We start from the raw sequence: 24,231 nt of genomic DNA on the forward strand, positions 1-24,231 counted from the left end.
CCGCCCTAGAATTCATCACGCCACAACGGCAAGGCGATTAACTTCTGAAACAGCCCCCACGAAGGCAAAAGTTGATCCCTCTCTCAATGTGATAGTTGAAAACTCTGATGTACTCGCGGCGCCACAAGCGCCGCGTGCCCCCTCACGACCTTAGACAGGTAAATTGAAAATGAAAGCGTTACTGGTATTGGTACTTGGCGGTTTTTGCAGCGCGGCGATGGCCGACGACGTTGCAAAGGATGCCGAGCAGATTCCGGTTGAACAGTACAGTTATTCGCAGCACCTGGACATCGCCCGGGTACTCTCCATGAGCGAGGTGCCCAACGTCTGCGAAGTGGTGCCAGCCCGCATGACCTATGAGGACTCGCAGGGCCAGAAACACATTCTCGAATACCGTGTGATGGGGAACGGTTGTTCCAACGGCTGACGATGCTCGATGGGGCTGCGCTGCAGCCCCATTTAAATACCCTTTAATTATTCCACTGTTTTATTGAGCGCATACTCTCGCAACTTATTGGCAATCGTCGTATGGGAAACGCCCAGTCGTTTGCCCAGTGCACGACTGCTGGTATATTCCGGCATCAAGGATTCCAATACGGCCTTTTCAAAACGCCCGACTATTTGCGCAAGATCCCCCTCCAGCGAAAACTCACCCAAGGGTTGTCGCGCACCATAATCCGGCAAACGGATATGCTCCCCTTTCACCACCCCGCCCTCGCACAACGACACGGCCTGGAACAGTACGTTCTCCAGTTGGCGCACATTGCCCGGCCAATGGTACTGGCTGAGCTTTTCCATCGCCGCCGGCGCCAGGCGCGGCAGCGGGCAGCCAATCTGCCGGCTGGCCTGGTCGAGAAAGTGCTGCACCAACCCTTCCAGGCCATCCATGCATTCGCGCAGGGGCGGGATGTGCAATGACAGCACATTGAGGCGGTGGTAGAGGTCCTGGCGGAACTCACCGCGGGCACACAACTCGGAAAGGTCGACCTGGGTGGCGCAAATGACCCGCACGTCCAGGTAGACCTCTTCATCGCTGCCCACCCGCCGGAAGCAACCATCCTGCAGGAAGCGCAGCAACTTGACCTGCAGGCGCGGGCTCATTTCCCCCACACCATCGAGGAACAAGGTCCCGCCTGCGGTCAGTTCCAGCAGCCCCAGCTTGCCCTCGGCGCGGGCACCTTCGAAGGCGCCCGGACCATAGCCGAACAGTTCGGTCTCGGCCATCGACTCCGGCAGGCCGGCGCAGTTGAGCGCCATCAGCGGCGCCTGGCCGCGGGGGCTTGCCAGGTGGCAGGCACGAGCGAGCAGCTCCTTGCCGGTGCCGGTTTCACCTTCGATCAGCAGGGGGGCATCCAGCGGCGCCATGCGCCTGGCCTCGCGCACGACCGCTGCCATCACTCGCGAGCTTTGGAAGATGCTGTCGAAGCCACGCAACTCCTGCTTGCGCACGTTATAGATGCGCTCACCGATGCGATCGGCCCGGTGCAGGGTCAGCACGGCCCCGGCCAACGCTTCGCTGTCATCGTGCTCGGACTGCAGCGGCGCGATATCGGCCAGGAAGACGTCGCCCTTGACCTTGATCCGCAGGCCGTTGATGCGCGACTTGTTGGCCCGCACCAGTTCTGGCAGGTCGAAATCCTCGACGTAGCGGTCAAGCGGGATGCCCGGCACCTCATCGACCCGCACCCCCAGCAATTGAGCGGCACTGCGGTTGGCGGCGACGATACTGCCACCCATGTCGATCGACAGCACCGGGAAATCCAGGGCACCGAGCAACGCATTGAGCTCCATGTGCCGCCGTTCGCTGGGCATCAGGCCGACCCGCTTGACCCCGAACACACCGGCGATCGACTCGAACTTGGGCCGCAACGCCTGGAACTGCAGGTTGATCAGGTTCGGGCAGTGCAGGTAGATGGCATTGCCATGGTCGCCGCCGACCTCCCCGCGCAAGACGTTGATGCCGTATTCCACCAACAGATTGAGGATGTCCCGCAGGATGCCGATGCGGTTCTGGCAATGCACTTTGATACGCATGGAAAAGCCCCGAGGCGCGCGGATTTTTTCAGCGGCCGATGGAAAAGTCGTAAAGATAAGCTGACAAAAACAGCATAGTCGCCAGCTGGATGTGCGTGATTTTCCGGGATATCAGGCTTTTTGTAAAATTATCGTTACAAAAATAGGCGATGGGCTACTGCCACCGCGAGCCCGCACCCCGTGCAAATACGTCAACAGGGCGATATTCCTAGGGCATGTCCTGAACATAACAAGAATGCCCTCACCAGGAGAGCCACATGAAACAGACGCAATACGTGGCACGCGAGCCCGATGCGCATGGTTTTATCGACTACCCGCAACAGGAACACGCGGTGTGGAACACCCTGATCACCCGTCAGCTGAAGGTGATCGAAGGCCGCGCCTGCCAGGAGTACCTGGACGGCATCGACCAGCTCAAGCTGCCCCACGACCGCATCCCCCAGCTCGGTGAGATCAACAAGGTGCTCGGCGCCACCACCGGTTGGCAGGTCGCCCGCGTGCCAGCCCTGATTCCCTTCCAGACCTTCTTCGAACTGCTGGCCAGCAAGCGCTTCCCGGTGGCCACCTTCATCCGCACCCCGGAAGAGCTGGACTACCTGCAAGAGCCGGACATTTTCCATGAGATCTTCGGCCACTGCCCGCTGCTGACCAACCCCTGGTTCGCCGAGTTCACCCACACCTACGGCAAGCTGGGCCTGGCGGCCACCAAGGAGGAACGCGTCTACCTGGCCCGCCTGTACTGGATGACCATCGAGTTCGGCCTGATGGAAACCCCGCAAGGCCGAAAGATCTACGGTGGCGGTATCCTGTCCTCGCCGAAGGAAACGGTCTACAGCCTGTCCGGCGAGCCTGAGCACCAGGCCTTCGACCCGATCGAAGCCATGCGCACCCCGTATCGGATCGACATCCTGCAGCCGCTCTACTTCGTCTTGCCCGACCTCAAGCGCCTGTTCGACCTGGCCCACGAAGACATCATGGGCATGGTTCACCAGGCCATGAAACTGGGCCTGCACGCACCGAAGTTTCCACCCAAGGCAGCCGCCTGAGCCGCCTTGCCGATAACAACTCAAAACGGAAAAAGACACCCATGAATGCCTTGAACCAAGCCCACTGCGAAGCCTGCCGTGCCGACGCGCCAAAAGTCTCCGACTCGGAGCTGGCCGAACTGATCCGCGAAATCCCGGATTGGAACATCGAAGTCCGCGACGGCCACATGGAGCTGGAACGCGTCTTCCTGTTCAAGAATTTCAAGCATGCCCTGGCGTTCACCAACGCGGTCGGTGAAATCGCCGAAGCCGAAGGCCATCACCCAGGCCTGCTGACCGAGTGGGGCAAGGTCACCGTCACCTGGTGGAGCCACTCGATCAAGGGCCTGCACCGCAACGACTTCATCATGTGCGCGCGCACCGACGAAGTCGCCAAGACCGCCGAAGGGCGCAAGTGATGCATTTCGCAGCCATTGGCCGGGTCCCTGGCGACCCGATCCTCGGGCTGATGGAAGCCTATGCCCGTGACAACAACCCGGCGAAGTTCGACCTGGGCGTTGGCGTGTTCAAGGATGCCCAGGGCCTGACGCCAATTCCCGCGGCGGTCAAACAGGCCGAACAGCGTCTGGTGGAGCAGCAAGCCACCAAGAGCTACGTCGGCGGCCATGGCGACGCGGCGTTTGGCCGCCTGGTCAGCGAGCTGGTGCTGGGCAGTGCCTCGCCACTGCTTGCCAGCCAACGCGCCGGCGCCACCCAGACCCCAGGCGGCACCGGCGCCCTGCGCCTGGCGGCGGAATTCATCGCCCATTGCCTGCCCGGGCGTGGCATCTGGCTGAGCGACCCGACCTGGCCGATCCACGAAACCATTTTCGCCGGCGCCAAGCTGAAGGTGTCCCACTACCCCTACGTGGGTTCGGACAACCGCCTGGATGTGAAGGGCATGCTGGCGGCTCTGGAACAGGCGCCGGAAGGCGACGTGGTACTGCTGCATGCCTGTTGCCACAACCCCACCGGTTTCGACCTGAGCCAGGACGACTGGCGCGCCGTGCTCGAAGTCGTGCGCAAGCGCAACCTGCTACCGTTGATCGATTTCGCCTACCAGGGCTTCGGCGACGGACTGGAGGAAGATGCCTGGGCGGTGCGCTTGTTCGCCGCTGAGCTCCCGGAACTGCTGATCACCAGCTCTTGTTCGAAGAACTTCGGCCTCTACCGCGACCGCACCGGGGCCCTGCTGGTATGCAGCCATGATGCCGAGAAGCTGCTGGATGTGCGTAGCCAGCTGGCTTTGCTGGCTCGCAACCTGTGGTCGACGCCGCCCGACCATGGGGCCGCGGTGGTGGCCCAGATCCTTGGCGACCCAACCCTCAAGGCCCTATGGGTCGAGGAAGTGGACGCCATGCGCCAACGCATCGCCGAACTGCGCCTGGGCCTGGTCAAGGCGCTGGAACCTCACGGTCTGGCCGAGCGCTTCGCCCACATCGCCGCGCAACGCGGGATGTTCTCCTACACCGGGCTGAGCCCGGAGCAAGTAAGCCTGTTGCGCGAGAAGCACAGTGTGTACATGGTCGGTACCGGCCGGGCGAACATCGCCGGCGCCGATGCACAGCGCCTGGAGCAGTTGGCAGCGGCGATCGCCGACGTCTGTCTGTAGGGCATTTTCGCGGGTGAACCCGCTCCCACAGGGCTTGCCAAAGCCCTTTGTGGGAGCGGGTTCACCCGCGAATAAGCCTCCCTGATTGTCCGATAACCACCCGCAAAACCGCGCCGCAAGGCGAAAAATTTCAAACTGTCATCCAGACTCCTGTATCCTGCCCGAGCTTTTCGAAGCCTCACACGCGCCTGGCGCAGTCTTTTCACTCACACTTGCGAGGAACGACGAGATGCATGAAATCCCGAATCTTCCCTTCCCAAGCCTGAACCCCGAAGAGCAAACCGTTGCCGCCCACGCCGAACCGGCGCCTGCTGTCGAGCAGGACGGTGACGATCAATCCAGCGCCGACCAGGAATAACCGCGCACACCCTCCGACAGTGTGAAAACGGCTGACTCGCGGGACCTTGCCCGTCATCGCGTTTTCACACCGTCCAGAATCCGGCTCACGCCTCAGCGTCGGGCGTACTGCAACACCACTTCCAGCGGATGGCGCAGTTGCCGCTCGGTCATGCGCTTGACCTGGCTACGGCAGGAATAGCCGGTCGCCAGCGCCTCCCCCTCCTTGTCCAGCTTGGTCGCCCAGGACTGCTCGAAGATGGTCCGCGAAGCCTCCTGATTACGCGCCTCATGCCCATAGGTGCCCGACATGCCGCAGCAACCGGTAGCCTCGGTGACCAGCTTCAGGCCCAGGCGGGCGAACACCTGCTCCCACTGGCGAGTGCTGGCCGGCACGTTGGTCTTCTCGGTGCAGTGGGCCATCAGGCGGAAGTGGCCGGCATCGACCGCAGGCTGCTCGGGCAGTACATCCATCAACCACTCCTGGGGCAGCAGCACCTTGGGGCAGCCATCCAGGCCATCGACCTTCTGGTACTCCTGGCGATACACCAGGGTCATCGCCGGGTCCAGGCCCACCAGCGGCACACCGCACTCGGCGAGGGCCTTGAGCTGCGTGGCATTGCGGATCGCGGCCTTGGCGAAGGCACCGAGGAAGCCCTGCACGTGCAGCGGCTTGCCATTGGCGCTGTAGGGGGCCAGGAACACGCGATGGCCCAGGCGATGGGCCAGTTCGATGAACGAGGCCAGCAGTGGCGTCTCGAAATAGCGGGTGAAGGCATCCTGCACCAGCACGATGCTGCGCTCACGCTGGGCCGGGGTCAGCTCACGCAATGCCGGGATACTGGCCATGCCGACGCGGCAACGGCTCAGGGTCGACTGGAAGTTGAAACGGCTGATCAACGGGCTGTCGACCATACCCACCTTGTCGGCCAGCAGCTTGCTTACCCACTTCGAACCCATCACCGCGTTGTACGCCCCCGGCGCATGGGCCAGGTAGGGAATGGTGAACTCCAGCGAGCCGATCAGGTAGTCGCGCAATGGACGCTGGTAGCGGCCGTGGTACAGTTCGAGGAACCGCGAGCGGAAGTCAGGCACATTGACCTTGATCGGGCACTGCCCCGCGCACGACTTGCACGCCAGGCAGCCGGCCATGGCATCGTACACCTCGTGGGAGAAATCCTCCTGGCCATGCTTGCGTGCCCGCGCGTTGCGCAGCCGCGCCGGCAGGCCTTTGAGCCAGCCTCCCTTGTTGCGCGCCGCCGCCAGTACGTCGATGTCCGATTCGCCCTGCAGTCGCAGCCACTCGCGGATCAGCGAGGCTCGGCCCTTGGGCGAATGCTGGCGCTCGCGTGTGGCCTTCCAGGATGGGCACATGGCGTCGTTGGGATCGTAGTTGTAGCAGGCGCCATTGCCGTTGCAGTGCACGGCGCTGCCGAAGCTCTGCCAGACGCGCTCGTCGATGCTGCGATCGAGGTCGCCACGCAGGCTGACGCCATCGACCGGCGTCAGCCCCTCGGCACTGCCCGGCGGGGTGCAGATCTTGCCCGGGTTGAGCTGGTTGTGCGGGTCGAACGCACCTTTGAGGCGCTGCAACGCCGGGTACAGCTCGCCGAAGTATTCCGGAACGTATTCCGAGCGCAGGCCCTTGCCATGTTCGCCCCAGAGCAGGCCGCCGTAACGCTGGGTGAGCGCCGCCACGGCGTCGGAAATCGGTTTGACCAGCGCGGCCTGCGCCGGGTCCTTCATGTCCAGCGCAGGGCGCACGTGCAATACCCCGGCATCGACGTGGCCGAACATGCCATAGGCCAGGCCATAGCCGTCGAGCAAGGCGCGGAAGTCGGCGATGTAGTCGGCCAGTTGCTCCGGCGGCACCGCGGTATCTTCGACGAACGGCTGCGGGCGGACCTCCCCTTCGACGTTGCCCAGCAGGCCCACCGAACGCTTGCGCATGGCATAGACCTTGGTCACCGCCTCGGCGCCCTCGGCCAGGGTATGGCCCAGGCGCTCGACGCTGGCATCGGCCTTCAGGTGATCGATAAAGGCTTGCACCCGAGCATTGACCTCGGCCGGCTCGTCACCGCAGAACTCGACGAGGTTGATGCCCAGGGTCGGGCGCTCGGCGTCGGCCGGGAAATACTCGGCCACGCTGTGCCAGACGATATCCTGCATCGCCAGCATCAGCACCTTGGAGTCCACGGTCTCGATCGACAGCGGCTTGTGCGCCATCAACGCGTTGGCATCGCGCAGGGCATCCATGAAGCTGCTGTAGCGCACGTTGACCAGTACTGCGTATTTCGGGATCGGAAGCACATTGAGCTTGGCCTCGACGACATAACCCAGCGACCCTTCGGCCCCGCACAGCACGCTGTTGAGGTTGAAGCGGCCCTGCTCGTCGCGCAGGTGCGCCAGGTCATAGCCGGTCAGGCAGCGGTTGAGCTTGGGGAAGGTGCTTTCGATCAGTTCGGCCTGGGTCTGCTGGATCTCCCGCGCCGTGCGGTACACCTCGCCCACCCGGCCAGGCGCGGCGCAGGCCTGCTCCAGCGCCGCCTCGTCGAGCGGCAGGCTGTGCAGGCGCTCGCCGCCGAGCAAGACGCTGTGCAGCTCCAGCACATGGTCGCGGGTCTTGCCGTAGGTGCAGCTGCCCTGGCCACTGGCGTCGGTGTTGATCATGCCGCCGACGGTGGCACGGTTGGAGGTGGACAGCTCAGGGGCAAAGAACAGCCCGTGGGGCTTGAGCGCCGCGTTGAGCTGGTCCTTGACCACCCCGGCCTGAACTCGCACCCAACGCTGCTCGACGTTGATCTCGAGAATCGTATTCATGTGCCGCGACAGGTCGACGACGATGCCGTCGGTCAGCGACTGGCCATTGGTGCCGGTGCCGCCGCCACGCGGGGTCAGCTTGATCTCGCGAAAACGCGGTTCGGCCATCAACGTGGCCACTCGCGCCACATCGTCGGCATCCATCGGGAATACCGCGGCCTGGGGCAGGCGCTGGTAAATGGAGTTGTCGGTGGCCAGCACGGTGCGGGTGCCGTAGTCGGCGCTGATCTGGCCACGGAAGCCGCTGCCGCGCAGGGCTTCGAGGAATTCGGGGTAGTGGGCGGCAGGCGCACGGGTCGACAGCTGGGCGATCATCGAAGGATGGCCTCTTGATAGGGCTGATTCACGGAAATCCTGTCGTCCTGGCATGGGTTGCTCAGGCGAGGATGACGAATGTGCCAATGTTCCTGTAGTTTCCGGCTAGGGGCAAACGGATATTCCTGCCGCTATCGATGAGTTTCATGAATGAATTACCGCCACCTGACACCCTCGATGTCATTGCTGCTGGCCTTCGAAGCTGCTGCCCGGCATGAAAGCTACACCCGCGCCGCCGCCGAACTGTCGCTGACCCAGAGCGCGGTCAGCCGCCAAGTCCAGGCGCTGGAGCACCAGCTTGGCCTGACGCTGTTCCGGCGCGAAGGCCGCCAGGTGCAACTGACCGATGTCGGGCGCCTGTACCAGCGCGAACTCAGCGAGGCGCTCGGACGTATCCGCAGCGCGACGCTGCAGGCGTTGGCGTATCAGTCCGGCGTCGGTACCTTGCGCCTGGCCACCTTGCCCACGTTCGGCTCCAAATGGCTGCTACCGCGGCTGCATGCGTTCTATGCGGCGCACCCGGGGATGCTGGTGCACATTCATTCACGGATCGAAGCGATCAACTTCGAGACCAGCGAGATCGATGCGGCCATCGGGGTGGCGACCCATGACCTGCCCGGGTTGATCTGCCATCGGTTGCATGCCGAGGAGCTGGTGGTCATCCTGCCGCCGCAGGCCGCGACCGATGCACAAGCCTGGGGGCCGGGGCGTATCAGCGAGCAGGTGCTGCTCAACGTGGCCAACAATCCCCATGCGTGGGGCGAATGGTTTTCGCACCATGGCCTGCCCCATCGAGGGATGCGACTGGGGCCGAGCTTCGAGTTGACGTCGCATTTGATCCAGGCGGTGCGGGCAGGCATCGGGATTGGCCTGGTGCCACGGATCCTGGTGGAAGAAGAGCTGGCCAGCGGGGAGCTGTTCAGCGCCGGGGAGGCCTTTGCCAGCCAGCGTAGCTACTACCTGATCTACCCGCCGCGCAATGAGGCACTGCCTTCGCTGCGGGCGTTTCGCGGGTGGCTGTTGGGGCAGATTTGAAGCGCCTGGTTCGCAGGCCGCTTGAACGTTCAGATGTAACGGGGGCGCCACTGCCCCATCGCCGGCAAGCCGGCTCCCACAGGTATGGCGGTGTCTCTGGAAACAGCGCAGGCCAAGTGGGGCTTGCCGGCGCCGAGGCAACAAAAAACCCGATGCCAGTCACCTGGCATCGGGTTCCGATACAACCTAACAGTCGCTTACTTGGCCACCGACCCGGCAGCCGAGGTCACAACCCCAGCGCGCTTGCTCTTGAGCGCATAGAACGCATACATCACCACCAGCCAGACCGGAATTGCATACACCGACACCTGGATGCCAGGAATCATCAGCATGATCCCCAGGATCAGCACCACGAATGCCAGGCAGATGTAGTTGCCATACGGATACCACAGGGCCTTGAACAGCGGCTTCTGGCCAGTACGGTCCAGGTGCTGGCGGAACTTCAGGTGCGAGTAGCTGATCATCGCCCAGTTGATCACCAGGGCTGCGACCACCAGCGACATCAGCAGCTCCAGGGCATGCTGCGGCATGAAATAGTTGAGCAGCACGGCGACCAGGGTTACGCCGGCCGAGGCCAGGATCGAGCGCACCGGTACGCCACGCTTGTCGATCTTCGCCAGGCTCGCCGGGGCATCGCCCTGTTCGGCCATGCCGTAGAGCATACGGGCGTTGCAGTAGGTGCCGCTGTTGTACACCGACAGCGCCGCGGTCAGGACCACGAAGTTCAGCAGGTGGGCTGCTACATCGCTACCGAGCAGCGAGAAGACCTGCACGAACGGGCTGCTGCCATAGCTGCCGCCGGAAGCGTCGATGCTGGCGACCAGGCTGTCCCATGGCGTGAGCGACAGCAGGATGACCAGGGCACCGATGTAGAAGATCAGGATACGGTAGATGACCTGGTTGATCGCCTTCGGAATCACGGTCTTGGGCTTGTCGGCCTCAGCGGCGGTGAAGCCCAGCATTTCCAGGCCACCGAAGGAGAACATGATGATCGCCAGGGCCATCACCAGGCCGCTCACGCCGTTGGGGAAGAAGCCACCGTGGGCCCACAAGTTGGTCACCGAAGCCTCGGGACCGCCGCTGCCGCTGGTCAGCAGGTAGGCACCCAGGCCGATCATGCCGACGATGGCCAGCACCTTGATGATCGCGAACCAGAACTCGGCTTCGCCGAAGACCTTGACGTTCATCAGGTTGATCGCATTGATCAGGATGAAGAAGCCTGCTGCCGTGACCCAGGTCGGGATTTCTGGCCACCAGTAATGGATGTACTTGCCGACTGCGGACAGCTCCGACATGCCGACCAGGATGTACAGCACCCAACAGTTCCAGCCGGACAGGAACCCGGCGAAACCGCCCCAGTACTTATGCGCGAAATGGCTGAAGGAGCCGGCGACAGGCTCTTCGACGATCATCTCGCCCAGCTGGCGCATGATCATGAACGCGATGAAGCCGCAGATGGCGTAGCCGAGGATCATCGACGGGCCAGCGGACTTCATCACGCCGGCCGAGCCCAGGAACAATCCAGTACCGATGGCCCCACCCAGGGCAATCAGTTGGATATGGCGGTTTTTCAGGCCACGCTTGAGCTCGCCTGAAGGCATGTTTTGTCCACTCATGAACGAAGTCACCTGCTTGTTTTTATCTGTGACGAAATCGGACCCACCGCGCTCGTGGCGCAGCGGAATGGGCAAGGTGGTTACCTTGGGTTTCTTGGACGAGGTGATACACCGAGGGCTTAGGCCCTGGACGGCTCAACCAGGCGTCAGCAAGAGTGCGCGGTACGCATTGGGGTCACAGGTAAAACGCGGCGCATTGTATACCCCTGCGAGCGCGCAGGCGTCAACGCGTTGCGTCATTTCCTGATGAAAAAACGCACCGGTCCTGGGGTGAAGGCCTGGAAAGGCGGAGAGATCGGCGTACATGGCGCCTCCATTTGTTGTTCTCGATGCCCGGCTCTGCGGCCTGGCTTCTGCACACGGCATGGGCGCTATATCACCGTGGGGCGGGGGCTTGGGCAAGGGGATTGGCGGCGGTGAAGCGGCTCTGCGATGCGGCTCTTGGCAAAATCTGTTTACAGGAGGAGGCGTGACGGGAAAAAGCGCGGGATTTCGTAAAATAATCGTTACAAGATGGTTCAAAAACGTGCCAGGCGTTCGAAAAAGCTTCGGTAGATCAGTGGGTTGAAAAACAAACGGCAAAAAAAGGGCCGCTGCGCAGCCTATCGCGGGACAAGCCCGCTCCTACAGGGAGTGTCATTCCTGTAGGAGCGGGCCTGTCCCGCGATAGGCCGCACAGCGGCCCCTTTCAACTCAACGCCAGTCGTTAGCTGCGCGGCTTGCCGCGGCCACGGCCCGCCGGCTTGTCACCCTCAGGCTTGCCCGGACGCTTGCGCATCTCGCTCGGACGCTCGGCCACGGCACTGCCCCGCACGGCCTTGCGAGGCGGAGCCTCTTCGCGCCCCGGGCGCTCGGCCTGGCCGTCCTGGGCAGGGCGCAAGGTGCGCACGCGCTCGCCACGGCCCAGTGGGCGGGTGGACTTGCGCTGCATGCGCTCGAGCTTGTCCTTGGCCTTGAGGTTCAGCGCCGGCAGCGCCACAGGCTGCAGGCCGACCTCGGCGGCAAGGATGTCGATCTCGCCCTGGGTCATTTCGCGCCAACGGCCCATCGGCAGGTCGGAGTTGAGGAACACCGGGCCGAAGCGCACGCGCTTGAGGCGGCTGACCACCACGCCTTGGGACTCCCACAGGCGGCGCACTTCACGGTTGCGGCCTTCCATCACCACGCAGTGGTACCAGTGGTTGAAGCCTTCGCCACCCGGTGCCTTCTGGATATCGGTGAACTTGGCCGGACCATCCTCGAGCATCACGCCCGCCTTGAGGCGGTCGACCATGTCGTCGTCGACCTCACCCCGCACGCGTACGGCATACTCGCGGTCCATTTCGTAGGACGGGTGCATCAGGCGGTTGGCCAGTTCACCGTCGGTGGTGAACAGCAACAGGCCGGTGGTATTGATGTCCAGGCGGCCGATATTGATCCAGCGGCCCTCTTTCGGGCGCGGCAGGCGGTCGAACACGGTCGGGCGACCTTCAGGGTCGTCGCGGGTGCAGATCTCGCCATCGGGTTTGTTGTACATGATCACTCGGCGGGTGGCCTCGGCGGCCTCCACACGCTTGATCAGCTTGCCGTCAACGGCGATGGCGTCATGCAGGTCGACGCGCTGGCCGAGGGTGGCCTCGACGCCGTTGACCTTGATACGGCCCTGGCTGATCCAGGCCTCGACGTCACGACGCGAACCGACGCCGATGCGCGCCAGCACCTTCTGCAGCTTTTCGCCGGACGGTGGGTTGGGTTGGGTTTCTTGCAGGTCTTGGTCACTCATCTGGGCACCTCCCGGTGTATGTAGTGAAAGCGGTTCGTGGCGACGGATGCGCCAACGGGGCGCGCATCATACGCGGTTCGGTGGGCGAACGCACTGCAGCCTAGAAGGTTTTCACGAACAGACCACGGTTTTCTGCCCGGCGGCGCTTCTACAGGGGAAGTCACATATTCAAGGTTTGGGCTCTTGGACCTCGGACTCCGGCGCCTCGTCCCGCAAGTCATCGAAATCGGTCTTGAGCCCTACTTCCATGGCATCCAGCTCCACCAGCAAGCTCCGGAAACTGGTCTCCTCCCGCAGCGGTGCCTCGCCTTGCTCGCCCTCGTCAAGGCTGGCATCAGCCAACGCCTGCAGGTGTGCCGGCACCGGCGCGTCATCCGGGTCCAGCAGCGGCTCGGGCTCCAGTTCGCGCAACTCGGCCAGGGCCGGCAGCTCGTCCAGGCTCTTGAGGTTGAAATGGTCGAGAAACGCCTTGGTGGTAGCGAACATCGCCGGCCTGCCGGGCACCTCGCGGTAGCCGACGATACGGATCCACTCGCGCTCCATCAGGGTCTTGATGATATTGCTGTTCACCGCCACGCCACGCACATCTTCGATCTCGCCGCGGGTGATCGGTTGGCGGTAGGCGATCAGCGCCATGGTCTCGAGCAAGGCGCGCGAGTATCGCTGCGGCCGCTCTTCCCACAGGCGCCCGACCCAGGGTGCGTAGTCTTCGCGGATCTGCAGGCGATAACCGCTCGCCACCTCCTTGAGTTCGAAGGCGCGGCCGTTGCAGGACTTGCCCAGCAGCTCCAGGGCTTTCTTGAAGACAGCCGGCGCCGGGCGCTCGGCTTCCTCGAACAGTTCGTACAACCGCTCCAGTGACTGCGCCTTGCCAGACGCCAGCAGGAAGGCTTCGATCAGCGACGCCAGGTCGCGCGGTTCATTCAGGTTCATCATCAGGAAAGGCCAGTTCGTTGTCACTCGGCCCGGGCACGGACATGGATCGGGGCGAAAGGCTCATTCTGCACCAGTTCGATGAGCGATTCCTTCACCAGTTCGAGAATCGCCATGAACGTGACCACTACGCCGAGCTTGCCCTCCTCAAGCGTGAACAGCTCGACGAAAGGCACGAAACCACCCCCCTTGAGCCGCTCCAGCACCTCGCTCATACGCTCGCGGGTCGACAGCGTCTCGCGGGTGATCTGGTGGCTCTCGAACAGGTCATTGCGGCGCATCACCTCGGCCATCGAAAGCAGGATCTCCTCCAGCGCGACTTCCGGCAGCAGCTTGCGCACCTTGGCCTGGGGCGCCTCCAGGCGCGGCACGACCACCTCCCGGCCCACCCGCGGCAGCTCGTCGATGCCCTCGGCGGCGGCCTTGAAGCGTTCGTACTCCTGCAACCGGCGAATCAGTTCGGCGCGCGGGTCGCCCTCCTCCTCCTCGACCTCGCTGGAACGCGGCAACAACATGCGCGACTTGATCTCGGCAAGCATGGCAGCCATCACCAGGTACTCAGCGGCCAGCTCCAGGCGCACGCTCTTCATCAATTCGACGTAGGACATGTACTGGCGAGTGATTTCCGCCACCGGGATGTCGAGGATATCGATGTTCTGCTTGCGGATCAGGTACAGCAGCAGGTCCAGCGGCCCTTCGAAGGCCTCGAGGAATACTTCCAGGGCATCCGGCGGGATGTACAGGTCCATCGGCAGCTCGGTCAGGGCTTCGCCATAGACCAGCGCCAATTGCAGCTGTTGCGGCGATTCGCTGTCGCTGACCGGTGCCGCGGCCTCTTGAGCCTGGCTCACGCAGGCGCCAGGAAGGGCGCGGGGTCGCCACAGCCGACACGGATCACTTCCGGGTCGTCGCCGGACAGGTCGATGACCGTCGAAGCCTTCAGGTCGCCGAAGCCCCCATCGATGATCAGGTCGACGTGATGCTCCAGGCGTTGGCGGATTTCGTACGGGTCGGTCATCGGGTCTTCATCGCCCGGCAGGATGAGGCTCACACTCATCAGGGGCTCGCCCAGCTCTGCGAGCAGCGCCAGGACGATCGGGTTGGAAGGTACGCGCAGGCCGATGGTGCGGCGCTTCTCGTGCATCAACAAACGTGGCACTTCGCGCGTGGCGTTGAGGATGAAGGTGTACGGCCCGGGTACATGCGCCTTGAGCAGACGGAACGTCGCCGTGTCGATCTTGGCGAACGTGCCCATTTGCGACAGGTCGCAGCACAGCAGCGTGAAGTTATGGTTCTTGTCCAGCTGGCGCAGGCGTCGAACCCGTTCCACGGCGGTCTTGTCGCCGATCTGGCAGCCCATCGCGTAGGCCGAGTCGGTGGGATACACCACCACCCCGCCCTTGCGGATGATCTCGACGGCCTGCTTGATCAGGCGCGCCTGCGGGTTTTCCGCATGGATCTGGAAAAATTGGCTCACGTAGTCGTCCTGTTCATACCGCCATAGGCTGTTCATGGCTGAATCGGCGCCACAGAGGTGGCAGATCCTCGGGCAATGGCCGATAGGCACCGATCTCGCCCCAGGTGCCGGGGCCGTGGAAGTCACTGCCAGCGCTTGCCAGCAGGCCGAACTCACGGGTGAGGATGGACATCGTGCCCACCTGCTCGGCCGGCATCATCCCGTTGACCACCTCCAATGCCTGCCCGCCTGCCTGAATATAGTCGGCAATCAGCCTTCTGCGCTTGCTGCGGGTAAGTTCGTAGTGCATGGGATGGGCCAGGCTCACCCATGCGTTGGACTGGCGCAGCGTCGCGACAGTTTCCTCCAGGGTCGGCCAGTGCAGCTTGACGTCACCGAGCTTGCCAGCACCCAGCCACTTGCGAAAGGCCTCGCCGCGGTCCTTGACGTGGCCTGCGCGCACCAGGTGCTCGGCGAAATGCGGCCGTGCCGGGGCGTTGCCGCTGTCGCCCAACGCCTGTTGAACGGCCCGGGCACCATCGAGCGTGCCAGGCATGCCTTTGGCCGCCAACCGTCGGTCGATTTCCTCGGCGCGCAGCCATCGCCCCCGGTGCAGGGCCTCGATGGCAGCGAGCAAGGGCGGTGCGTCTAGCGGGAAGTCATAGCCCAGCACATGGATGGTCGCGCCACCCCAGGTGCATGAAAGCTCCACGCCGCTGACCCAATGCATGCCGTTGTCTTGGCAGGCCTGGCGGGCTTCGGCCAGGCCCTCGATGGTGTCGTGGTCGGTCAGGGCCAGCGTCCGCACCCCGTGCTCGTGGGCCCGGGCGACCAGGGCCGAGGGCGACAGGGCGCCATCGGAGGCCGTGCTGTGACAGTGCAGATCAACATTCATGGAGGAGCGCTTTCGCTGGAATCGATGTTTGATATTATGCCGTCACATCCCGCTTCTGGCTGCCACTGTGAAACAATTCATCGATTTCATCCCGCTTCTGCTGTTCTTCATCGTCTACAAGCTCGACCCACGCCCCGTCGAAATCGCCGGCCACAGCTTCGAGTTCGGCGGTATCTACAGCGCCACTGCCATGCTGATCATCAGCTCCCTGGTGGTATATGGCGCGCTGTTCCTGCGCCACGGCAAGCTGGAAAAAGGGCAATTGCTGACCCTGGTCGCCTGCCTGGTGTTTGGCGGCCTGACCCTCGCCTTCCACAGCGAGACCTTCCTCAAATGGAAGGCGCCAGTGGTCAACTGGCTGTTCGCCCTGGGCTTCGCCGCCAGCCACTTCATCGGTGACCGGGTGCTGATCAAACGCATCATGGGCCACGCCCTGACCCTGCCGGACACCATCTGGACCCGCCTGAACCTGGCGTGGATCGGGTTCTTCCTGGTCTGCGGTGCGGCCAACCTGTTCGTCGCCTTCACCTTCCAGGACATCTGGGTCGACTTCAAGGTGTTCGGCAGCCTGGGCATGACCGTGATCTTCCTGGTGGCCCAGGGCGTGTACCTGTCGCGTCACCTGCACGACAACGACCCCTCCACCTCCAAACCCAAGGATTGACATGCTCTACGCCATCATCGCAAGCGACGTCGAAGGTTCCCTGGAAAAACGCCTGGCCGCCCGCCCCGCCCACATCGAGCGCCTGCAGCAGCTCAAGGCCGAAGGCCGCGTGGTACTGGCCGGCCCGCACCCGGCCATCGACAGCAACGACCCAGGCGCCGCCGGCTTCACCGGCAGCCTGATCGTCGCCGAGTTCGACTCCCTGGCCGCAGCCCAGGCCTGGGCCGATGCCGACCCCTACATCGCCGCCGGCGTGTATGACAAGGTCGTGGTCAAGCCGTTCAAGCAAGTCCTGCCCTGACCCTTCCCGCCGCTCCCTTGGCGAACACGCCAGCGCCCCGCCGTCGCGGGGCCTGGCCGACCCGGCCAGTACACCCTTTGCCGCAGCTTGCGGTATCTTGGCCGCTGGCGGGCATCGAGAACGCCGTCAAAGGTTGAATTGAGTGAGTCATGAGCGAGCTGTTACTGATTGATGATGACCAGGAGCTCTGCGAGCTGCTTGCCAGCTGGCTGAGCCAGGAAGGCTTTACCGTACGCGCCTGCCATGATGGCCAAAGCGCACGCCAGGCCCTGGCCGCACAAGCGCCCTCGGCCGTGGTGCTGGATGTGATGTTGCCCGACGGCAGTGGCCTGGAACTGCTCAAGCAACTGCGAACCGAACATGCCGAGTTACCGGTGCTGATGCTCTCGGCCCGGGGCGAGCCCCTGGATCGCATCCTGGGCCTGGAACTGGGTGCCGACGACTACCTGGCCAAGCCCTGCGACCCACGAGAACTCACCGCCCGCCTGCGTGCCGTGCTGCGGCGCAGCCACCCGGCGGCCAGCAGCAGCCAGCTGGAGGTCGGTGACCTGACCTTCAGCCCCGCACGCGGCGTGGCCAGCATCGACGAGCGGGAAATGAGCCTGACCCTCTCCGAGAGCCGTATCCTCGAGGCGTTGCTGCGCCAGCCTGGCGAGCCCTTGGACAAGCAGGAACTGGCGCAACTCGCCCTAGGCCGCAAGCTCACCCTGTACGACCGCAGCCTGGACATGCATGTCAGCAACCTGCGCAAGAAGATCGGCCCTCATCCCGATGGCCGACCGCGCATCGTTGCCCTGCGCAGCCGCGGCTATTACTACAGCCTCTGAACCGCTATCGCCGGCAAGCCGGCTCTCACCTGTCCCGCACCGTCCATACCTGTGAGAGCCGGCTTGCCGGCGATCGGGCCGCCCCGTTCAAGCCAGTTGCCGCGACAGACCTTTACCGAGTCTTTACGCTCAGCTGACCGCCCTTGACCTTGCGTTCCCTAGACTGGGCTCATCCGGTAACCACCGGCCCATGAAAGGAGAAACACCATGCGCAAGACCCTTATCGCCCTGATGTTCGCCGCCGCCCTGCCGACCGTGGCCATGGCCATGCCCGAAGGCGGCCACCAGCATGGCGGCCCGCATCATCGCGGTGACGCGGCTTTCGCCCAACTGGACCTGAGCCGCGACCAGCGCCAGCAGATCGGCAAGCTGATGGGCGAGCAGATGAAACAGCGCCGCGATATCACCGAACGCTACATCGCCAAGCTGCCCGCCGCCGACCAGAAGGCCATGAAGGACGAAATCAAGGCCAGCCAGGACAAGACCCAGGCCAGCATCCGCGGCCTGCTCAAACCCGAGCAGCAGAAGAAGTTCGACGAACTGCAGAAGGAACGCGCCGCGCGCAAGGCCGAGTGGCAGGAGTTCCAGGCCTGGAAAGCTGAAAAAGCCGGCAAGGCCCAGTAAGCTGTCCGCCCGACGCCCGGCCCGCCTCACCGCGGGCCGGGCTTTTCATGCTTTCAGGAGGTTCGCTCGTGCGTTCACTGTTCTGGCGCATCCTGGCCAGCTTCTGGCTGGCCATCGCCCTGGTCGCCGGCTTGTCGATCCTGCTCGGCCACATGCTCAACCAGGACGCCTGGATCCTCAGCCGCCACCCTGGCCTCAACACCCTGGCCAGCCACTGGGCCCAGCACTACGAGCAGGAAGGCCTGGAGTCCGCCCAACGCTTCCTGGAGCGACGCAAGCACCGTTACAAGATCGATGTGCAGGTTCTGGACGAGAATGGCCAGGCCGTGGTGCCAGGCACCTTCCCCCGTCGCGCCGCCGCCTTCGAGGCGCGCCAGCACAACGACCAGCGTCACCTGCCCTGGCGCCGCCTGACCGAGGAATACACCAGTCCCCAGAGCGGCGAGACCTACCTACTGATCTATCGCATCCCCCACCCGGAGCTCAATGCCTGGCACCGCGAAAGCCTGCTGTGGCCACTCAGTGCCCTGGGCATCGCCCTGGTGGTGCTGACCCTGTTCAGCCTGCTGGTGACGCTCTCCATCACCCGCCCCTTGAGTCGCCTACGCGGCGCCGTGCATGACCTGGGGCAAACCAGCTACCAGCAGAACAGCCTGGCGCGCCTGGCCGCCCGACGCGACGAGTTCGGCGTGCTGGCCAACGACTTCAACAAGATGGGCGCACGCCTGCAGAGCCTGATCGGCAGCCAGCGGCAACTGTTGCGCGATGTCTCCCACGAACTGCGCTCGCCCCTGGCGCGGCTGCGCATCGCCCTGGCCCTGGCCGAGCGGGCCGAGCCGGAGCAGCGCCAGGCGTTGTGGCCTCGCCTGACGCGCGAATGCGACCGGCTCGAGGACCTGATCAGCGAGATCCTCGCCCTGGCCCGCGTCGACGCCGAACAATCCCATGCCGAGCCCGTGGACCTGAACGCCGTGCTTGGCAGCGTGCGCAAGGATGCCCAGCTCAGCGCCCCGGAACAGGAGCTGCGCCTGGAGGCCACGCCAGGCCTGACCCTGCAGGGCTGGCCGACACTGATCGAGCGTGCCGTGGACAACCTGGTGCGCAATGCGTTGCGCTTCAACCCCGCAGGGCAACCGATCGAGCTGCGCGCCGAACGCGATCAGGACCGTATCGTACTGAGCGTACGCGACCACGGGCCGGGCGTGGCCGAGGAACACCTGGCCCAGCTGGGCGAGCCGTTCTTCCGTGCGCCAGGGCAGGAAGCGCCTGGGCATGGGCTGGGGCTGGCGATTGCCCGGCGGGCGGCGGAGCGTCATGGGGGCAGCTTGAAACTGGAGAACCATCCGCAGGGTGGGTTCGTCGCGACCTTGGAGCTGCCCTGCGAGATCGTGACTGGATGACGGGGCTGCGGCGCAGCCCCGATCCTTCACTCGCCCCAGGCGCTGACGAAATCGGCGGTCTCCAGCACCGGCGCGGTACGCGGCTCGGTGGCAGGGGTGCCGACATACAAGTAGCCGATCAGTTCTTCGTTTTCGGCAAGCCCCAGCCCTTGGTGTACATGGGCATCGAACGCCATGTCGCCGGTGCGCCATACCGCCCCGATGCCTTGGGCATGGGCCGCGATCAGGATGCCATGGGCCGCACAGCCCGCCGCCAGGCGCTGCTCGGACTTGGGAATCTTGAAGTGGTCCTGCAGCCGGGCCACCACCACGATCAACAGCGGGGCCCGCATCGGCATGGCCCGGGCCTTGTCCAGGGCCGCCTGACTGGCATCGCCCTTCTGGCGCAGCGCTTCGGCGAACAGCTCACCGAGTCTCTCGCGGCCCTGGCCTTCGATGGTCAGGAAGCGCCATGGGCGCAGCTGGCCGTGGTCAGGGGCGCGCAGTGCGGCCTGGAACAGCGCTTCGCGCTGGGCGGCATTGGGCGCCGGGTCGGTCAGGCGTGGCACGGAAACACGGTTGAGCAATGCGTCGAGAGCCTCCATGGGCTACCCTCCTGGCAGAGAAATGTGCGGGCATTCTCAAGCGCCAAGCCCCAAGCTGCAAGCCACAAGAGCAGCCCATGCACCACCCCGTCCACGCTTGCCACTTGCAGCTTGCCGCCCGCCGCTTAAAATGGCGCCCTTCCGTTTCGAGTCAGAGCAGATCACATGGCGTTGCCGACCTTAAGGATCATTGGTTTCATCATCGGCATCTTCCTGATCACCCTGGCCGTCAGCATGATCGTGCCCATGACGACACTGGTCGTCTTCGAGCGTACTGGCGACATGCCGTCGTTCCTCTGGTCGAGCCTGATCACCTTCGTCGCCGGCCTGGCCCTGGTCGTCCAGGGACGGCCGGAGCATGTGCACCTGCGCCCCCGCGACATGTACCTGCTGACCGTCAGCAGCTGGCTGGTGGTGTGCGTGTTCGCCGCCCTGCCGTTCCTGCTGACCCAACACATCAGCTACACCGACGCGTTCTTCGAAAGCATGTCCGGCATCACCGCCACCGGTGCCACGGTACTCAGCGGGCTGGACAACATGTCACCGGGCATCCTCATGTGGCGCTCGATGCTGCACTGGCTCGGCGGCATCGGCTTCATCGGCATGGCGGTGGCGATCCTGCCGCTGCTGCGCATCGGTGGTATGCGCCTGTTCCAGACCGAATCCTCGGACCGTTCGGAAAAGGTCATGCCACGCTCGCACATGGTCGCAAAGTCGATCGTGCTGGTGTACATCGGCATCACCCTGGTCGGCAGCCTGGCCTTCTGGTGGGCCGGCATGCGCCCATTCGACGCCATCAACCATGCCATGTCGGCGATTTCCACGGGCGGGTTCTCCACCTCCGACCAGTCCCTGGCCAAGTGGGACATCCCGGCGGTGCACTGGGTCGCTGTGGTGGTGATGATCCTCGGCAGCGTCCCCTTCACCCTGTACGTGGCAACGCTGCGCGGCAACCGCAAGGCGCTGTTCCGCGACCAGCAGGTGCAGGGCCTGCTCGGCCTGCTGGTGACCACCTGGCTGGTGCTGGGCACCTGGTACTGGGCCACCACCGACCTGCACTGGCTCGACGCCTTGCGTCACGTGGCGCTGAACGTCACCTCGGTGGTCACCACCACCGGCTTCGCCCTGGGCGACTACAGCCTGTGGGGCAATTTCTCGTTGATGCTGTTCTTCTACCTGGGTTTCATCGGCGGCTGCTCCGGCTCGACGGCCGGCGGCATCAAGATCTTCCGTTTCCAGGTGGCCTATATCCTGCTCAAGGCCAGCCTCAACCAGCTGATCCACCCCCGTGCGGTGATCAAGCAGAAGTACAACGGCCACCGCCTCGACGAAGAAATCGTGCGTTCGATCCTGACGTTCTCGTTCTTCTTCGCCATCACCATCTGCGTCATCGCCCTGCTGCTTTCATTGCTGGGCGTGGACTGGATGACGGCCCTCACCGGCGCGGCCGGTACCGTATCGGGCGTAGGCCCTGGCCTGGGCGAAGTGATCGGCCCATCGGGCAACTATGCGACCCTGCCGGATGCGGCCAAGTGGATCCTGGCCGGCGGCATGCTGCTGGGGCGGTTGGAGATCATCACGGTGCTGGTGTTGTGCATGCCGGCGTTCTGGCGTCACTGACCGGCGCGGCCTCCAGGCGCGCCCGGTATTCGCTGGGCGTGACATCGAACCAGCGGCGGAACGCCCGGTAGAAATTGCTCGGGTCGGCAAAACCGAGGAGGTAGGCGGTCTCGAGCAAGGTCATGCCCGGCTGGGCCAGGTACTGCTCGGCCAGCTCCCGGCGGGTATCGTCCAGCAAGGTCTGGAAACTGGTGCCCTCTTCCTGCAACCGACGCTGGAGAGTGCGCTGGGAAAGATGCAGGGCCTGGGCGAGGGTCTCGCGCTTGGGCTCACCCTGGGGCAGGATGCGGCACAGCACCTGGCGCACTCGATGGGTCACCCGGCTTTCCGAGAAACGCGCCAGGTATTCCCCGGCGAAACGATCGTGCAGCACGGCCATGGCCTCGTTGGCGGTGGGCAGCGGTGCTTCCATATCGCAGCGTTCGAACACCAGTGCGTCATAGGGCGCGCCGAACACCAACGGCGAATGAAAGGCCACTTTGTAGGGTTCCACGTTCTTCGGCTGCGGGCCTTGGATCAATACGCGCCGCGGCTGGATCGGCCGCCCACTGAGCCAGGTACACAGCGACAACGCGCAGGCCAGGGAGGCTTCGCTGCTATGCCGGGTGGGTGGCAAGTGATCGCCATGCACGGTAAGCCCCAGGGCATAGCCCTCCGGGCCCAGGCGGAAGCTCAGGTCGGCGCTTTCGGCGATGATCCGCTGGTAGCGCACCAGACGCTCGAAACCTTCGGCCAGGGTGCGGCTGGACATCAATGCATAGCCGACCACATGGAAGGAGGCCGGTCGCACGACCCGTGCCATGTTCAGGCCGATGGCCTCGTTGCCCGAAAGGTCCACCGCCAACTGCCAGAGCCGGGTCATGGAGTCCTGGGTGAAACGCGCGTCGGGGTCGTCCAGGGCGGCGAAGTCCAGCCCGAGCTGCTTGAACATGGCCCGACAATCGAGGCCCTCCAGTTCCAGCGCCTTGACGATCCCTGATGCCCAGCTGGCCGACGTGGTTCTTTCGCTCATGGCAGGCTTCTTGTGCTGACCGCAGCAGGCGGCGAATCGAAAAGATATTCATTTGGCGCCAATTGTCACTGGCCGCCCCCGACAATGACTCTAGACTCAAATCAGGCTCCACGCCGTGCAACCTGCCCACCTCGCGCATCAACGGGGAGCGCCGCCATGCATTCAACCACGCAGTTTCGCAGTTTTGCCGAGTTCTATCCGTACTACCTGGGCGAACACAGCAACCCCACCTGCCGTCGGCTGCACTTCGTCGGCACCAGCCTGGTCATCGCGCTGCTCGCTTACACCATCGCCAGCGGCAAGTGGCTGCTGCTGTTGGCCGTGCCGCTCGCAGGCTACGGCTTTGCCTGGGTTGGCCACTTCTTCTTCGAGAAGAACCGCCCCGCCACCTTTTCCTATCCGCTGTACAGCCTGATCGGCGACTTCGCCATGTTCCGTGACATCCTGCGCGGTAAGGTCAGCCTGTAGGCATCGATTAGACCGGCTCGCGCACCCTCGCTGGCCGCTCGGCCTCGTGCGCCTGGGCGTCGGCCAGGCGATAGAGCTCGATCTGCCCGTCCCAGTGCTCGATCAGCGCGGTGCAGGACTCCACCCAATCGCCGCAATTGAAGTACTCGACCTCGCCCACCCGGCGGATCTCGGCATGGTGGATATGCCCGCAGACCACGCCATGGAAACCACGCCGGGTGCATTCGTGGGCGATGGCGTCCTCGAAATCGCTGATGAAGTTCACCGCACCCTTGACCTTATGCTTGAGGTACGCCGACAGCGACCAGTAGCCATAGCCGTAGCGGGCACGCCAGTGGTTGAGCCAACGGTTGAGCACGAGGGTGAACTCATAGGCACGGTCGCCCAGGAACGCCAGCCAGCGATGGTAGCGGGTGATCACGTCGAACTGGTCGCCGTGGATGACCAATAGCCGCCGGCCATCGGCGGTCAGGTGCTCGGCCTCGTCCACCAGGTGGATGTTGCCCAGGATCAACCGGGAATAGCGGCGCAGGAATTCGTCATGGTTGCCGGTGACATAGATCACTTCGGTACCGCGTTTGCTCAAGGTGAGCAGGCGGCGGATGACGTTGGTATGGGCCTGGGGCCAATAGATGCCACTGCGCAGCTTCCAGCCGTCGATGATGTCGCCGACCAGGTAGATGCGGTCGGCATGGTAGCGCTTGAGAAAGTGCGCCAGGTGCTCGGCCTGGCAGTCCCGGGTACCCAGGTGTACGTCGGAAATCCACAGGGTGCGTACGCGCTGCTTGCGTGACGGACGGGCGAGTTCTACATGGGTCATGGGCAGGCTCCGGCACTGTTTGCTGGAGCCTGGCAGTTGTGGATGACAGGTTGGTGGCAAACGTGTGACGAG

The 24,231-nt window shown here is 64.0% G+C and carries 24 protein-coding genes; 13 read left to right on the plus strand and 11 right to left on the minus strand.

Annotated features, from left to right (window positions below; translation table 11 throughout):
- Positions 1–169: 169 nt before the first annotated feature.
- Entirely contained in the window at positions 170–427 is a 258-nt protein-coding gene (locus ACNFCI_RS09045) for a DUF2790 domain-containing protein (RefSeq protein WP_224456443.1), read from the plus strand.
- A gap of 47 nt (positions 428–474) precedes the next feature.
- Here the strand turns inward: ACNFCI_RS09045 and ACNFCI_RS09050 are convergent, their stop codons facing one another.
- Positions 475–2,034 carry a sigma-54-dependent transcriptional regulator gene (locus ACNFCI_RS09050; protein ID WP_084858298.1) on the minus strand — a complete coding sequence of 520 codons (1,560 nt, stop codon included), beginning with the start codon at positions 2,032–2,034 and terminating at the stop codon, positions 475–477.
- 257 nt (positions 2,035–2,291) lie between these two features.
- Here ACNFCI_RS09050 and phhA point away from each other — a divergent pair, with 257 nt between their 5' ends.
- From phhA to ACNFCI_RS09070, 4 genes are all read left to right on the plus strand, one after another.
- A complete protein-coding gene (gene phhA, locus ACNFCI_RS09055) occupies positions 2,292–3,080 on the plus strand; it encodes a phenylalanine 4-monooxygenase (protein ID WP_084858299.1) in 789 nt (262 codons plus the stop codon).
- 41 nt (positions 3,081–3,121) lie between these two features.
- Positions 3,122–3,478: a 4a-hydroxytetrahydrobiopterin dehydratase gene (locus tag ACNFCI_RS09060; protein WP_324811688.1), complete on the plus strand. Its 357-nt coding sequence runs from the start codon at positions 3,122–3,124 to the stop codon at positions 3,476–3,478.
- Positions 3,475–4,671 (plus strand): amino acid aminotransferase, encoded by a 1,197-nt coding sequence (locus tag ACNFCI_RS09065; RefSeq protein ID WP_324811685.1) that lies wholly within the window; start codon positions 3,475–3,477, stop codon positions 4,669–4,671. Before ACNFCI_RS09060 ends, ACNFCI_RS09065 begins: the two co-directional genes overlap by 4 nt.
- 229 nt (positions 4,672–4,900) lie before the next feature.
- Entirely contained in the window at positions 4,901–5,029 is a 129-nt protein-coding gene (locus ACNFCI_RS09070; RefSeq protein ID WP_263498516.1) for a hypothetical protein, read from the plus strand.
- A 92-nt stretch (positions 5,030–5,121) separates the two neighbouring features.
- On the opposite strand, the gene ACNFCI_RS09075 is transcribed toward ACNFCI_RS09070, so the two are convergent.
- Positions 5,122–8,142, minus strand: coding sequence for an FAD-binding and (Fe-S)-binding domain-containing protein (locus ACNFCI_RS09075; protein WP_368830164.1), 3,021 nt, complete (start codon positions 8,140–8,142; stop codon positions 5,122–5,124).
- Between the two features lie 150 nt (positions 8,143–8,292).
- Between ACNFCI_RS09075 and ACNFCI_RS09080 the strand changes: the two genes are divergently transcribed.
- A complete protein-coding gene (locus ACNFCI_RS09080) occupies positions 8,293–9,177 on the plus strand; it encodes a LysR substrate-binding domain-containing protein (protein WP_084858303.1) in 885 nt (294 codons plus the stop codon).
- 197 nt (positions 9,178–9,374) lie between these two features.
- On the opposite strand, the gene ACNFCI_RS09085 is transcribed toward ACNFCI_RS09080, so the two are convergent.
- From ACNFCI_RS09085 to ACNFCI_RS09110, 6 genes are all read right to left on the minus strand, one after another.
- Positions 9,375–10,793 carry an amino acid permease gene (locus tag ACNFCI_RS09085; RefSeq protein ID WP_084858330.1) on the minus strand — a complete coding sequence of 473 codons (1,419 nt, stop codon included), beginning with the start codon at positions 10,791–10,793 and terminating at the stop codon, positions 9,375–9,377.
- A 706-nt stretch (positions 10,794–11,499) separates the two neighbouring features.
- A complete protein-coding gene (rluB, locus tag ACNFCI_RS09090) occupies positions 11,500–12,555 on the minus strand; it encodes a 23S rRNA pseudouridine(2605) synthase RluB (RefSeq protein ID WP_084858304.1) in 1,056 nt (351 codons plus the stop codon).
- Positions 12,556–12,723: 168 nt separating this feature from the next.
- Positions 12,724–13,488: an SMC-Scp complex subunit ScpB gene (scpB, locus tag ACNFCI_RS09095; RefSeq protein WP_324815749.1), complete on the minus strand. Its 765-nt coding sequence runs from the start codon at positions 13,486–13,488 to the stop codon at positions 12,724–12,726.
- A gap of 23 nt (positions 13,489–13,511) precedes the next feature.
- A complete protein-coding gene (locus ACNFCI_RS09100) occupies positions 13,512–14,210 on the minus strand; it encodes a segregation and condensation protein A (protein WP_172403047.1) in 699 nt (232 codons plus the stop codon).
- 125 nt (positions 14,211–14,335) lie between these two features.
- Positions 14,336–14,965, minus strand: coding sequence for an L-threonylcarbamoyladenylate synthase (locus ACNFCI_RS09105; protein ID WP_084858331.1), 630 nt, complete (start codon positions 14,963–14,965; stop codon positions 14,336–14,338).
- 13 nt (positions 14,966–14,978) lie between these two features.
- Complete coding sequence (locus ACNFCI_RS09110; protein WP_084858306.1) at positions 14,979–15,839, minus strand: PHP domain-containing protein; 861 nt, start codon at positions 15,837–15,839, stop codon at positions 14,979–14,981.
- Positions 15,840–15,906: 67 nt separating this feature from the next.
- On the opposite strand from ACNFCI_RS09110, the gene ACNFCI_RS09115 reads away from it, so the two are divergent.
- From ACNFCI_RS09115 to ACNFCI_RS09135, 5 genes are all read left to right on the plus strand, one after another.
- Positions 15,907–16,503 (plus strand): septation protein A, encoded by a 597-nt coding sequence (locus ACNFCI_RS09115; protein WP_084858307.1) that lies wholly within the window; start codon positions 15,907–15,909, stop codon positions 16,501–16,503.
- A 1-nt stretch (position 16,504) separates the two neighbouring features.
- Positions 16,505–16,804 (plus strand): YciI family protein, encoded by a 300-nt coding sequence (locus tag ACNFCI_RS09120; protein WP_070092114.1) that lies wholly within the window; start codon positions 16,505–16,507, stop codon positions 16,802–16,804.
- 149 nt (positions 16,805–16,953) lie between these two features.
- Positions 16,954–17,631: a response regulator transcription factor gene (locus ACNFCI_RS09125; RefSeq protein ID WP_084858308.1), complete on the plus strand. Its 678-nt coding sequence runs from the start codon at positions 16,954–16,956 to the stop codon at positions 17,629–17,631.
- A 207-nt stretch (positions 17,632–17,838) separates the two neighbouring features.
- The gene (locus ACNFCI_RS09130; RefSeq protein WP_368830165.1) at positions 17,839–18,255 is read left to right on the plus strand and encodes an LTXXQ domain protein; all 417 of its coding nucleotides are present in this window, start codon (positions 17,839–17,841) and stop codon (positions 18,253–18,255) included.
- 47 nt (positions 18,256–18,302) lie between these two features.
- Complete coding sequence (locus ACNFCI_RS09135) at positions 18,303–19,655, plus strand: sensor histidine kinase (RefSeq protein WP_368830166.1); 1,353 nt, start codon at positions 18,303–18,305, stop codon at positions 19,653–19,655.
- 26 nt (positions 19,656–19,681) lie between these two features.
- Here the strand turns inward: ACNFCI_RS09135 and ACNFCI_RS09140 are convergent, their stop codons facing one another.
- On the minus strand, positions 19,682–20,239 hold the full coding sequence (locus tag ACNFCI_RS09140; RefSeq protein WP_084858311.1) for an NAD(P)H nitroreductase: 558 nt from the start codon (positions 20,237–20,239) through the stop codon (positions 19,682–19,684).
- 165 nt (positions 20,240–20,404) lie between these two features.
- Here ACNFCI_RS09140 and ACNFCI_RS09145 point away from each other — a divergent pair, with 165 nt between their 5' ends.
- Positions 20,405–21,859: a TrkH family potassium uptake protein gene (locus ACNFCI_RS09145; RefSeq protein ID WP_416767850.1), complete on the plus strand. Its 1,455-nt coding sequence runs from the start codon at positions 20,405–20,407 to the stop codon at positions 21,857–21,859.
- Here the strand turns inward: ACNFCI_RS09145 and ACNFCI_RS09150 are convergent.
- Positions 21,816–22,871: an AraC family transcriptional regulator gene (locus ACNFCI_RS09150; RefSeq protein ID WP_084858313.1), complete on the minus strand. Its 1,056-nt coding sequence runs from the start codon at positions 22,869–22,871 to the stop codon at positions 21,816–21,818. The two genes, ACNFCI_RS09145 and ACNFCI_RS09150, sit on opposite strands and share 44 nt — an antisense overlap.
- A gap of 156 nt (positions 22,872–23,027) precedes the next feature.
- On the opposite strand from ACNFCI_RS09150, the gene ACNFCI_RS09155 reads away from it, so the two are divergent.
- On the plus strand, positions 23,028–23,339 hold the full coding sequence (locus ACNFCI_RS09155) for a DUF962 domain-containing protein (RefSeq protein ID WP_084858314.1): 312 nt from the start codon (positions 23,028–23,030) through the stop codon (positions 23,337–23,339).
- A gap of 7 nt (positions 23,340–23,346) precedes the next feature.
- Here ACNFCI_RS09155 and ACNFCI_RS09160 read toward each other — a convergent pair whose 3' ends face one another.
- A complete protein-coding gene (locus tag ACNFCI_RS09160) occupies positions 23,347–24,159 on the minus strand; it encodes a UDP-2,3-diacylglucosamine diphosphatase (RefSeq protein WP_368830168.1) in 813 nt (270 codons plus the stop codon).
- Between the last annotated feature and the right edge of the window lie 72 nt (positions 24,160–24,231).

This window comes from Pseudomonas sp. NY15356 (genome assembly GCF_048068175.1).
Lineage (GTDB): Bacteria > Pseudomonadota > Gammaproteobacteria > Pseudomonadales > Pseudomonadaceae > Aquipseudomonas > Aquipseudomonas putida_K.